Below are 13,412 nucleotides of genomic sequence, written 5' to 3' on the forward strand. Positions count from 1 at the left end.
TACGTACTACGTCCTCGAGGAACCCGTTGTAGGCCTTCTCGTAGGCTACATACTGAGGAGCCTCAGCAGTACCAGTATTTACGGCAACGAAGTTGCTCAGAGGGTTGGCCTGCTTGAACTCTTCAGTAGCATCAGCTGAGTAGGCGATGTTACCACCTTCAGCGCTAATCATAGGGCTGGCAGTGGCACCAAGCAGAACCTCAGTCTTTGCGCCATCAACGGCGTTGGCAACGTCATACCAGTTCTTGTCCTGAGCGGTGTAACCGATGAGGAAGTCTCTCATTGGCTCTGAAGCTGCGGTAAAGGCAGTATCAACGCGCTTGGTATCCAGCTTGAGGTTATATCCCTTCTCTTCAAGTGCCTTGCCGGCCTCGAGAGTGAAGTACATCAGACCATTGAGAGACTCAACGCGGATGTCATCCTTACCGGTCTCACCCAGAACGGTTACGTTCTTGGCGCTGCCTGGAACAGCAGTATCTGGCTGGCCCACAGTACCAGCCTTAGCACCGGCGGTGAACAGGGTGATGTTGCGGCTCTTGAGGAAGTCCTCACCGGCCAGAACAATCTTACCCTGCTGGGCCTTCTTGGCATCTGCTGAGGCAGGTGCGTAGATAGCAGCCTTTTCGCCTGCGAATTCAATAGCACCGTTGATAGCACCATTGCCAAGGGCAAGGATAGAACCGTTGCCGATGTACAGGTCAGCCATTTCAGTGGCATCAACCTTGTCGTTTGCGTCGGCATCGTAGCCATAGGCAAACTTGGAGCTGGCATCACGCAGAACAGCTACAGAGTCATCGAGGCGATTCTGACCATCGAGGATAATGCGGCTACCCTTGGCTGAAGCAATCTTGCCATCGATATAAAGAACGTTGGCTACGCCGTCCTTGGACAGAGAGCCGTCAGCATCCTGGTACTGAGCAACGAAGTTCTTAACAGTATCCAGGTTTACGGACTGACCAACACCAAGAGCAGCGTTCTGGCTGACAACAACGTCACCGCTGACAGTACCGGCATCGTTAGCATTGAGCAGGTTGAAAGTGCCTGCACCGAAAGCACCAACTGCAGCTACAGAGGTCTTCATGCCGTACTCAGGGTCTACAGCCATGATGCCGCCATTGAGGTCAACCATCTTGGCGTAGAGATAACCGGTGGAGCCGGACTCTACAACAGTCTTGCCGTCAGCAGCATATTCGTGCTCGGAACCAACACCCAGGTAGGACTCTGCACCCAGCTTGATTGCGCCATCAACATTCAGAACAGCGTTATCGAGAACCTCGACACCGTTGTCTACAGCCTTGGACACGTCAATGCCAAGCATGCTGCTTACAGTAGTAGTACCGTTCTTGAAGGTCAGGTCACTGTCCTTGCCGGAAGCGTTCATTAACAGGAAGTTGTTATTGTTACCTGCAAAGACAGTTTCACCAGCAAAGTTAACCTGAACATTTTGGGCGTTTACGCTGCCCTTGAACTCAGACAGTGCTTCTGCATTTGACAGAGTAAGGCCGGTTGCGCTCTTGGAGCCCTCAATATTCAGAGTGGTATCTGCAGAGGTCTTAACAGAGCCTGCAGTTACACCGCCCTTAACATTAAGAATACCGGAAGCTACCTGAACCTCGGTGTTTAAGCCCTTTGCAGAGATCTTGGCTACATCGGTAGTTACGTTTGCAGAACCGCCGGAGATGAGCAGGGTGGTGCCACGGGAATCACCGTTGCTCAGAATAACCTCACCGGCCTTGCCACCGTTATTCAGACCTAACATGCCGCTCTTATTAACGGTAATCTTAACTGCATCACCAGTAGCCTTATCGTAGGCAAAAGCACCGCCCTTGCAGTTGTTGAGGGTAGCTACACCAACGGTTACTGAGCCTTCTGCTGTCTCGAGACGGCCGACATTGCCGTTAACGGTACCATCAACGCCAGTGATAGTGGCATCCTTAAGGTCACCAACTACAAAGTCAGTGAAGTCCTTAAACTTGTTGAGCTCGGTAAATGCCAGAGTACCGCCGGAAGGGGTTACACCATCAATAGTGGCATTGCCAAGGGAGATAAAGCCGGTATCAATGGCTTCGTCTTTGCCAAGGAACTCTTTACGGATTGCCTTGAGCTGATCCAGAGTGAACTTGTCACCGCTGCCGAAGCCCAGCTTAAGGGTACCAAAGTCCTCAAGGGTAATTTTGTCAGTTACGAGATCGAGAGCAGAACCGCTGGAGGTATTGTCAGTAGTCTTGTAGTTAACCTTTACAGTCTTGCCATCTACAGAGCTATCGATAGAAGCGACAGCTCCCATAGCCTCTGCGCCAAAGGTCAGAGATGCGTTAGCACCAGATACTGTGGCAGCCTTAAGGCTTACACCATAGCTCTGAGGAACCGCTGCTTTGTCATTAGCAGAATCTGCTGAGCCGGTTACAGCTGCTTCATATGGAGTGTGCTTGCCTTCGATAACAAAGGCGCCTTCAATGTTGAGAGTTCCGTTAGTCTGATTAATCTCAGTAAAGGTAGCGGTTGAGCCACTGTTTAAGGTGATTGCACCTGAAGCCTGAGTCAGCTTGCTTCCTGTTACTTGAGCGCTGATAACGTTATAGTTAGCATCTAAAATTTCAGAGCCGATGCTGACCTGACCGTTAGCAACCTCAAGAGAGGTCTTGTTGTTGCCCCACTTGCCAGTAACAAAGTCGACCTTGGCCGTACCGTCGTTGAGCTTGAGGCTCATGTTGGTGTTGCCAGCAGTGGTTACTGAATAGTTGTTGCCATCAGCATCCTTTCCGATATCACCAAGCTGTAAGGAGGCGTTCTGACCAAGCTCAAGAACGGTGCCGTTCTTTTCGGTCAACAGCTCTTCGGTAACAATATAGTTACCTGAACCGAGCTTGACTGGCTGAGCAGTGCCTGAGTTATCAATGTTGTTAAGAGTAAGGCTGGTGGCAGAGATAGTGGAACCATTAACATCTAAAGCAGTGGTTACATCGTTGATAGTAAGGTTGTCTGCTTCAAGCTTGCCTGCACCTGTAAATGCAATCTTCTTGTAATCAGGAGATGTTCCAATATTTGAGGCCAGTAATTCAACATCACCTGAAAGTGACAGGGTTCCGCTTTCAGCAATGGATGTTTTTAACTTGTTTCCAGTACCAGTAATAAGCTTTACCTGGTCATTAGAAAGAACAAGGGTACCTCTCTTGTTAACAGTTATAGTGCTGTCCTTAGAGTTGCTGATAGTAAGATCACCGCTGGCAATTTTGCTCAGGTCTAAAGTAGCAGAAAGAAGCTTGTTAGGGGTAGATGCGCCAACAGTAACGGTACCGGAAGTTAAGGTCAGCTTTGAGCCCTGGTTGAAGATAAGGGCGGCTGCGGTTGAGTTAGTATTATCTGCCTTACCAACCTGTACTGTAGCACCTGATGAGTCACTTCCCAGAACCATGTCGATATTGCTGTTCCAGGTACCGTTATCAATATTAAGTGCTGCACCATCCTGGTCAAGGGTCAGCTTGCCGTTTGCAACACCCTGAGCAGTTGAGATGGTACCAGCCTGAGACAGAAGCTCGGCTTTGAGATCTTCGGTTCCCTTGTCATTTGCGTGCTTCTTGTTGATAGCGGCAAGATCACCAGCTGCGAGGGTAACGCTCTTTATGTTGGTATCCATGCCTAAATTCAAGGCAGAACTGGCCTGAATTGAAGTCTTTTCCAGTTTGTTCTTATTTACTGTTACAGTCTGACCGATTAAGGTACCAGCAGCAGCAAGATCATCATTTACAACAAACTTCTCGGACTTGATCTTGGCGCCAGCATCAAGACCTACAGTACCAACTGCAGAGGTACCAGCAAAGGTAAGTCCATCGGTACCGCCAATAACCATTGCGTCAGTGCCACCGACCTCAAGGGTGCCTGCTAAAGTCAGAGGAAGTTTGCCGGCAATGGCTTTAGCATGAGTAAGGTCGTCAGCATATACGGATGCATCGCCGCTAACCTTAATACCCTTACCGCCTGCACCTAAAGTAACATCCTTTAAGTCCTTGGCAAACTTCAGGGTACCCTTACCTGTTACTACCATGTCGGTAGCCAGGTCAAGAGTACCACCATTGATGGTAAAGACCTTCTCAACTGCAGTTTCACCAGACTTCCAGTCACCGGCGGCAAAGTTCAGGGTAAGCTTCTGGTCTGAGGCCTTGGTACTTGTTGTCTTAATGGTGCCAGAGTCCATCTTACCATTAACAATGTTGATAGTTGCTTTTACGCCTTTTGCATCAGCGGCGGAACCGCTATGGCCGGTTAAAATCTCACCGCCATCAATATTTAAGGTCGCTGCATTGATTACAATACCAGTTAAACTGTTAGCTCCAATATCAGGTTTTGTGCCAATGCTGCCGCTCTTATTCAGGTTAATGGTGCTATAGTTTGCAAGATTCTTGGTCTTAGCACCGTCGATACCATTACCGTCAAGAGCATAACCAACAACTGTATTAGAGTCAGTCTGAATCTTGGCAGCAATTGTGGCATCGGATTTACCAACGGTAATAGTCGGGGCCTGAATGATGGCATTGCCAGCAGCATCGCCGGACATAACAATGCTGCCAGCGTCCACTGTAATATTTTCTTTAGCTGTTAAAGTATGAGCCTTATTGGAGGCGCCACCAGTGATGCTAAGGCCTTGTGCTGCTGCTTTGGCATTAATAGTCAGATTTTTTACGGTGAAAGTAGTAGCAGCTTTACCGCCGGAAAACTTGTTTGCGGTAGAGTTTCCACTGGAAATTAACAGGTCGTAATCTCCAAAGTTTGCATCACCACTTACAGTGAGAGCATTATATTTACCGGCTGAACCGCTTGAGCTGCCATCGGCAACGATTTCAATCTGAGTAACATCAGCTTCAATTTGAGAGTCTTGCTTTAAAGGCTGAGCAGCAGCCTGAGCTTGGCCGGCGGCCAGGGCGGAGGTCAGGATGACGGCAGTTGCAAGGCCCTTTACGTAGGCGTTCTTGTAGATTGCACGATATTGAGCCATCAGGAATTTGATGGCGTTGTTAGAAAGTTTCATCTGTTTCGTATTGAGTTTGAAGTGCGTTCTGTCCCGGGCTCCGTGCGCAGGTCTTGCCTGTGCCGGAGTGGGCTGCTTCACTTCAGGGGCAGCCCTGTGGCAGGGGCGGCCGCAACCGTGTTTGGCTGGGCTGCTGCCTGCCGGAGGGATGGTTCATCTGGGTCTGTTGTTTAGCCGGATGAACCCTGCTGGACAGGATGACCATGGCCGGTGTACTGACGGCGTCTGGCCATTGTGTGTCGTGTGCTCACACGGTACCGTGATGCTTTTTTAGTGATATGAGGTGCCGGCATGGGACGCCAGCAGGCTTTGTTGTGCAGTTCGCTGCCAGCTTGCTCTGCCGGGCCAGATTCCGGACGCAATTCGGGACGTAGAGAGTCCTTGTTTTGTGTCGCGGGAGTGGTCTTGAGAGCTGTGACAAGCAGCCGTAACAGGGGCGGTCGGGACAGCCTGGTCCTGTGCTCGTGCTCGTAATCAAGCTTAATCTCAAGCTTAAGCTGGGGCAGAGCATGGGCAATACCTGCAAGGAGTCGCACGTGCTGCTTGGGCAGACGTGTTGGGCAGGCTGTTTTTTTAAGGGAGGTGTGCTCGTGCCTTATGTGTTGGGCAGAGCCGAGGTGACCGGTCAGCAGTGCTGGCTCACCAGGCGCAATCTGAGATGACTGGACCATGGTTGTGGGCCTTATGCTTGACTTGAGGCTGGAACTGACTTGGTGGGGTACGGTACTGAGTCGCAGGGGACTCGGTGTGAATGACTGCTGTTCATCGTGATGATGGGGCAGTACGGCGATGCCGGGAGGCATCTGACAACTACATATTAAGGCAGCCAGAAGATTACAGTTGCAAGGAGTCGTGGCTCATTGCTGGGGTATGCAGTTCCTTCCGGGCCTTATTATCCAGGACGGATATGAAGGGACAGAACATTAACGCAGACATTCGAAAACGGCCAGAAATGGCTTAAATATCGAATGCGTTCCGCGTATTCAGGAACGGCCGCACCGGTGGTTTCGCGAAAAAAAAAAAGCATACTTTATGCCAACTTACAGTTCATAAGTAAATATTTTTATTCTTAGGGGCTTTGTGTGCTATTTTCTGTTTTTACTTTATGGTTAGGTCAGAATGCAGTTTCATGCCTTAGGCACTGTTTTGATGCATTTTATGGCTATTTTAACAGTGATTATGTGATTTTGCACTGTTTTGTGTCTTGAGCTTTTCCTGTTCCTTGTGACTGGGGCAGTCATCTTCTCGGGTAATTATGCTTTACAAATTATGAAGTAAAGTTGTTTGGCAGGGCGGCGCGCAGCGCCGCCCTGTTTGAGGGGGCTGCTGTATGGGTGACTAAAATATTGACCAGCCGAGGTACTTTTTGACGCGGTTGCTTTTGATGGAGCCGCTCATATTAAAGTATTCCTCGAGGTCATTGGCGTAACAGCACATCCTGGTGGTGAAGCTGCCCTCGTTGTCAAACTTAATGTCCTCAAAACATGATTTGTCTGCAACCCTGCTGGCATAAGTGTAGCGCATCCATAAGTCCTCTCCCGCTTCGTACTTTGCCATGAATTCCTCATCGGTGAGCAACCAGTGCACTTTATCCTTGAGCATGTTTTTGACGGCTGAGCGGACAAGGCGGATATACCAGTCGGTGTAGCGCGCATAGAACTGCAGGGCATAATCATGAGCAACGCTGCACGAGTCAGGGTTGTCCTTGTCACAGTCAAGAATATTAATACATGGTCCGAGCCAGTAGTCGTCAAGTGGCCCATCAGTCTGCATAACAAATTTGTTAATCCATGGATTGAGGACGAATGTGCCCAGCGGGCTTTCAAACTCGGCTGGCTTTTTCAGGTAGCGTTCACATGCATTAGTAAGTATAGAGTTTTCAGCCACCTCACCCTTGGACTGACGTATCAGGAAGCAGTCGCCTTTTAAATATGACGGGGCATTTTCTGATGCCCGGCTCAAGACCATACGACAGGTGCGGTTGAGTTTAAAGGGATCTTCAGAGGCAGAGCCGTCAGATTTTCTGTCCACCTTCCAGTAAAGTGCAGGGCTCTGCTCCCATGTAATCAGCTCACCCTTATCATTTATCAGAGCGCCAAACCTGGCAGCGCCCTGATAAGTGTCCCTTGTTACAGGTTTACATTCATAAGCTTTTTCATCACCTAAGACAATAACGTCGGTCTCAAATGTCTCTTCTTCAAAGTAAGATTCAAGTTCACTGGACATAATCACTTTTCTCAATCATTTTGAACAGTTGCGGCATCATGCATAACAGCCTGGTCGGTCAGTACCTGGGTGCCTGACTTTAGATGTTGAGGCAGGTTTGCTGTTGAGCCAGGTCTACAGCTGAGCCAGGTCTGCATTTGGGTGCAGACACTGGAGGTTTGCTGTGGTTATCTGGGATGATTGCCCTTGGCGAATAGACCTGGCTCCACTGTAGTTAAAGGCCGGAAGAGGCTGCTGGACCTCTATCAGGTGCTGTTGGGGCGGCAGTCACTACGTGTGGGGCAGCGTGAGCCGCCGATAAGTCGGGGCAGCGTGAGCTGTCAGCCTGTGGCAGGTCCATTCTGGTTACATGCACCCTGGGAGAAAGGAGCATGAGGCATGGTGCAGGGATGGAAAGGGCGTCGCATTACCATTCGGTCAGTTTTTTAACACGGTTGGTTTTGAGCGAGGCGGTCATGGTGAAGTATCCATCGATATCAACAACTGAGCAGCAAAGCTTTGCAGTTACGTTACCTTGGCTGTCAAAAGAGAGCTCTTCAAACCATGTTTTGTCAAATACGCGGCTGGCATAAGTGCAATGCATCCATCCGCCGTCGTCGTTGTCAATCATCTCTCTGTATTGCTCATCTGTGACCAGCCAGTCCACCTCCTTCTTAAGCAGGTTCGGTATCGCTCTGGAGATCAGCCTGTAATGCCAGTTATAGTAGTTCCCGTAGAACTGCATGGCATAATCAAGCGCCATTTTGCATGACTCTGGGCTTTCAGGGTCACACTCAAGAACAGTAATACATGGGCCAAGATAAAACTCTTCTTTTGGCTCTTCAAGCTCCAGTACAAACTTTTCGACCCACGGGTTGAAACGGAAAGTACCAATTGGGCTTTCCATCTCGGCATGTTTGCCCTTGTAACGCTCTGTGGTCGAGACCAGCAGAGGGTTATCAGCCACAATGCCTTTTGACTCACGTATGCAGTAGGTGTTCTTAAACTCTTTTGGCACCTTCTTTTTGGCGCGGCTTACAACCATGCGATAGGTGACAAGAGTGTCATAACGGCGCTCATTGACCAGTCCGAATCTGCCGACTTCCTCTGGCCAGTACAGTACTGGTTTTCTGTGCCATGAGATGACCTGACCATGCTCGTCAATCATAGCTCCAAACTGGGAGTAACAGCCGACATCCTCAGGGTTATCAGGGTTGCGATACACTTCGACCGGATCATCTCCATAATCATATGTTTCACTTCTTATAAGAAAGACATCAGTCTCAAAGGTTTCATCTTCAAAGTACTTTTCAAAGACGCTGGTCATCAGGGAACTCCTTAATATGACGGGGCAGACAAGTTGTACTTATCATACCCGAATGCAGGTATTTCCCGCTGCTGGTGCTGCAGTGCAGCAGACAGTGGCAGGGTTAAATCTTGTATTTACTGCTGATGTGCTCATCAGCAGGTGATGAGATGGCATGGCTGACTCCATGGCCTGGTAATCGGACTTTGCTCCGAAGCCTGGCTCCGTACGGCCTGGCTATAACTTATGGCCAGGCGCTGCATGGCATGGTTTGGGCCGTGGCCATGGTTGGGTCCATGGCATGGTTTGGGCCGTGGCCATGGCTGGGTCCATGGCATGGTTGGGGCAGTGACCATGGTCATGGCTGGGGACGAACCCTGGACAGGCCGTTGGAGGGCCTTGGCGGACCATGCAATGGTGCGATCAGTTCAGGGTGTCGGGAAGGGCGTCGTGCTCTTTGAGATAGGCGACAAAGGCTGGCAGGGTGGTGCCGGCCTTGCCGTAGAAGGCTTTGTCAAACTGGGAGCGTACGGCGCTTGGTTCGAGGTTGAACTCAATGGTTGGCTTTCTCATGCGGTGGCAGATAGAAACGAAGCCGGCAGCCGGGTAGACCACGCCTGAAGTGCCTATGGAAATAAAGAGATCGCAGTCGAGCAGTACTGATTCAATGGTGTCCATCTGGTAAGGCATCTCACCGAACCACACAATGTCAGGGCGCATGGCCTTGCTGTTACAGTGCGGGCAGACGCTTTGCGTGGTGGAGCGCTCATGAAACTCAATGCGCTTGCCGCAGTGCTCGCAGAGCAGGCTGTTAAGCTGACCATGCATGTGGATGATGTTCTTGCTGCCGCCGCGCTCATGCAGGTCATCAATATTCTGGGTGATGAGGGTGAAATTGCCCCCGTTGGCGGTTACATATTGCTCAAGATCGGCAAGGGCCCTGTGTGCTGGATTAGGCTCTTTGGTCTTGAGGCTCTCACGCATATTGTTGTAGAAATCGTGTACCAGAGTTTTGTTGGCCTCAAAGCCCATGTAGGTAGCTACGTCCTCAACTCTGTGGTTCTCCCACAGGCCGTCTTCGCTGCGGAAAACAGGCACGCCTGACTCAGCTGAAATGCCGGCTCCGGTCAGCACGGCTATATTCCTGAATTGCATATATCCTCCTGATGAAAGTACGGCCCGGCTGTTGTCAGACTTGCTGACGGCAGCGGGCCGTTTGGGCCTGCAGCTCTGTGCTGCAGGCTTATGGTCACGGCCCAGTGCATGGTCCGGGCTGTGGCCAGTGGCCTGGCGTGCAGGCCTGCATGGCCGGTCAGCCAGGCGCTTTTGCGCGTGGCTGCGCCGGGCAGGTGGCTGGGAATTAGTACTGGGAGCCTACAATCCAGTGGGCCAGGGCGTAGATAGTGTTGCCGGTTGAGCCTGGGGCCAGGTATGGGGAGCTGTCGCTCTGGTAGGCGTTGGACAGGTCAATGTGGGTCCACTTCTGCTCAGGCTTTACAAAGAAGGACAGGAAAGCGGCAGCGGTTGAGGAGCCTGGGGCACCGTCACCGTGGCTGGTGTTGCAGATATCGGCGCGGCGGGCAGTGATGTAGCGCTTGTGGTATTCACGCATAGGGAGCATCCAGTACTCTTCACCTGTGTAGTCAAAGGCCTGCTGGAGCTGCTCATCAATGCGGTTTTCACGGCACAGTACGGCACACATGTCACGTCCTACGGCAATCTTGGCAGCACCGGTAAGGGTGGCAGCATCAAGCAGGAAGGATGGCTTCTTCTGACAGGCAAGCAGCAGGGCATCAGCCAGAATCAGACGGCCCTCGGCATCGGTATTACCAATCTCTACAGTTACATTGTTTGGATAGGTGATGATGTCACCTGGAACCATGGCATTGCCAGAGACCATGTTCTCAGCACATGGCATATAGCAGCGGATGTGCTTGCTGGTACCCATGGTGGCAGCAAGAGCGGTAGCGGCAGCACAGTAGACGAGGCCTGACTTGTCAGTGCGCATGGTCTCCATGAACTTGGAGCCCTTGAGGTCATAGCCGCCGGTATCAAATGCAATGCCCTTGCCCACCAGAGCAATGTCCACGCGATCCTCACTGGCACCAGGGCCTACATAGTCGATAACTGCAAGGCATGGCTCATGAACAGAACTCTTACCTACGGTCTGCAGACCACGGCAGTTGAGATCAAAGAGGCTGTCTCCCTTCTTGTAGAGCTCAAAGCTCATGGTGCCCGAACCGCCAAAGCGCTCAAAGGCACTATTGAGCTCCTTGAACAGGGTCTTGACCAGATCGGTGGTGTGGTACTGATTGTTGGAGCTGTTGGCAAAGATACGGCCAAGGGTAATGAACTCAACATCACGGCGTACAGAGTCGAGAATGGCATCATTAAGGTCAAAGGCTACAGACATGCCGCTGCGCTCCAGACCCTCAGAGTACATGCCAATAACAAACTGGGCAGCACGAATGGCATCGAGGTTCAGGCCATCAGCAGTATCTACAGTGACGCGTACCTTTTTTATGCCCAGAGAACCGACAGTGCGGCCAGCTTTCTGGAAGCAGCGTGCATCAGTGCTGTCCACAAAGACAAGATAGCCGCCAGCCTCAGGAACATAGCCGGTATTTTCCACGAAGGCATCTGAACTCTTGCCCTTTGCAAGGCGTACGTTTAAAAAGGATACATCAGCTTTAGCGCTGTTAACAATCTCAATCTTAATCATAGAAAAAACCTTATATCCAGGTGGAAAAAACGGCAGCCATGCCCTCATGGCGCCTGAGCGGCGCGGCCATGAGGGCTGGCCTGAAGCTCATCTGCATGCGCATCTGCCTGCACAGCAGGCGCTGCGGCACCTGATGGCGGGCCGTCATAGCGGCGGCTCACGTCACTGCATGGCAGCATGCACAGCAGCATGGCCTGCATAGGCTACCAGCCGGCCCCTTTGCCTTGTATTGAATTGCCTGGCCCGGTCAGTCCGGTCTTGCGGGCTGGACCGTTCGGTCAGGACCTGCATGGCTGGACGCCCGAGCAATGAGGGTTGCAAAGTGGTGGCCTGCATAGCTGCCGGGCATTAGGCCTGCAGGTGCGGGGCTGATATAATAGCGGTCGGTCAGCATTGACCTTATAATGCTGGCGGTCAGCATGCCTGTACAGCCGGGCTGTTTGCCTTGTGCCTCTGATCCTTGCGCTGAGCGCAGCTCAGCGAGCAAGGGGCAGTGCGCCCAGCGCTCTGGCGCTGTGTGCCATCCGGCACGCAGCGGCTGCTGGGGCACGGCGCGTGAGCGGTGCAGCTTCTATTGTAAGGCTGTTTGAGTCTGATCTTCAGAACAAATGTTTTCATCAGAGGGCTGTGATGTGCAGACAGTCTCTGATTTTTGAGTTTAGTCAAGTTTATTTGAGTTTTGTTTTATGAGAGTTGCAATTATTGGAACTGGTTATGTGGGCCTGCCAACAGGTGTGGGCCTTGCTGAGCTGGGTCATGAGGTTATCTGTATTGACCGTGAAATCAGCAAGATTGAAAAGCTCAAAGCCGGAGAGGTAACTCTTTATGAGGAGGGCCTTGAAGAGCTCCTGCAGAAAAATTACCAGGCAGGCACCATTTCCTTTACCACCTCCATGAAAGAAGGCATAGCCGGTGCATCCCTTGTAGTAATTGCTGTAGGCACCCCGCCTCATCCTGTAACTCATGAGGCCGATCTGCACTATCTGTACAGCGCCGCAACTGAACTTGCCCAGTGCCTGGATGGCTACACCGTGGTGGCCAACAAGTCCACCGTACCTGTAGGTACAGGCGACAGCGTGGAGTCCATCATCTCCAAGTCCCGTCCTGATGCCCAGTTTGATGTGGTATCCCTGCCAGAGTTCCTGCGTGAGGGCTATGCTGTCTACGATTTCTTCCATCCTGACCGCATTGTGGTAGGTGCCGATACCCAGCGTGCCCGTGATGTGATTGCCCAGCTCTATCAGCCTCTGCTTGAGCGCAGCCCTGATACCCGTGTGCACTATGTCTCCCGCCGCTCCAGTGAAACCATCAAGTACGCCTCCAATTCCTTCCTGGCCGTAAAGATTCACTTCATCAATGAAATGGCCGATTTCTGTGAAAAAGCCGGTGCCAATATTTATGAGGTGGCTGCCGGTATGGGTATGGACAGACGTATTGGTCCTGCTTTCTTAAACCCAGGTCCTGGCTTTGGCGGCTCCTGCTTCCCTAAGGACACCATGGCAATGGACTTCATGGCCCGTCAAAATGATGTGGACATGTCCCTGATTCATGCCACCATCGAGGGTAATAACCGCCGCTTCACCAAAATGGCCCAGCGCATTACTGACAGTATTCCATCATGTGAGGAGGATCCGGTAGTGGGTGTGCTTGGTCTTACTTTCAAAGAGGGCACCGACGACTGCCGTGTTTCCCCGGCCATGCAGATTCTCCAGCAGGTGCTCAAGGCCAATCACCGCATCAGACTGCAGGTCTTTGACCCAAAGGGCATGGAAAATGCCCGCTCTCTGTTTGGCAACAACCTATCCCGTGTGACCTTTATGGACAGTGCCCAGGACGTCGCCACCGGTGCTGACGTGCTGGCCGTGCTTACCGAGTGGCCGGAGTTTTCCAGACTCGACCTGCAGGCAGCCCACGCTGCCATGCGCCGTCATGAGCTGGTCGACTGCCGCAACATGCTCGATAAGGAGCATGCCCTTATGGCCGGCTTCAACTACCGTGGCGTAGGCCTCTAACCAGCCAGCCGCAGCCATGCCCTGTCCGGCATGGCCGGGCCGCGCCCGGCGCCTTGCCATACCGGGCCTGGCAGGCTGCCATGGGCCAGCAAGGGCGGATGGCCTTGCCCACGGCGCCGCCGAAGCAGCGCTGTGGGGGCT

General features: G+C 51.9%; 6 protein-coding genes. 1 reads left to right on the forward strand and 5 read right to left on the reverse strand.

What is annotated here, in order from left to right:
- From MXE39_RS04405 to MXE39_RS04425, 5 genes are all read right to left on the reverse strand, one after another.
- Nucleotides 1–5,026 (reverse strand): hypothetical protein (locus MXE39_RS04405; protein WP_246977589.1); only part of this gene is annotated, 5,026 nt, incomplete at its 3' end.
- Between the two features lie 1,338 nt (nt 5,027–6,364).
- Nucleotides 6,365–7,252, reverse strand: a complete 888-nt coding sequence (locus MXE39_RS04410) for a hypothetical protein (RefSeq protein WP_246977588.1) — start codon at nt 7,250–7,252, stop codon at nt 6,365–6,367.
- Between the two features lie 406 nt (nt 7,253–7,658).
- A complete protein-coding gene (locus MXE39_RS04415; RefSeq protein WP_246977587.1) occupies nt 7,659–8,558 on the reverse strand; it encodes a hypothetical protein in 900 nt (299 codons plus the stop codon).
- 402 nt (nt 8,559–8,960) lie between these two features.
- Complete coding sequence (locus MXE39_RS04420) at nt 8,961–9,692, reverse strand: NAD-dependent deacylase (RefSeq protein WP_246977586.1); 732 nt, start codon at nt 9,690–9,692, stop codon at nt 8,961–8,963.
- A gap of 205 nt (nt 9,693–9,897) precedes the next feature.
- Entirely contained in the window at nt 9,898–11,259 is a 1,362-nt protein-coding gene (locus MXE39_RS04425; RefSeq protein ID WP_246977585.1) for a hypothetical protein, read from the reverse strand.
- A gap of 686 nt (nt 11,260–11,945) precedes the next feature.
- On the opposite strand from MXE39_RS04425, the gene MXE39_RS04430 reads away from it, so the two are divergent.
- On the forward strand, nt 11,946–13,271 hold the full coding sequence (locus MXE39_RS04430) for a UDP-glucose/GDP-mannose dehydrogenase family protein (protein ID WP_246977584.1): 1,326 nt from the start codon (nt 11,946–11,948) through the stop codon (nt 13,269–13,271).
- The last annotated feature ends 141 nt before the right edge of the window (nt 13,272–13,412 follow it).

This window comes from Anaerobiospirillum sp. NML120511 (genome assembly GCF_023050955.1).
In the GTDB taxonomy this organism is placed as follows: Bacteria; Pseudomonadota; Gammaproteobacteria; order Enterobacterales; family Succinivibrionaceae; genus Anaerobiospirillum.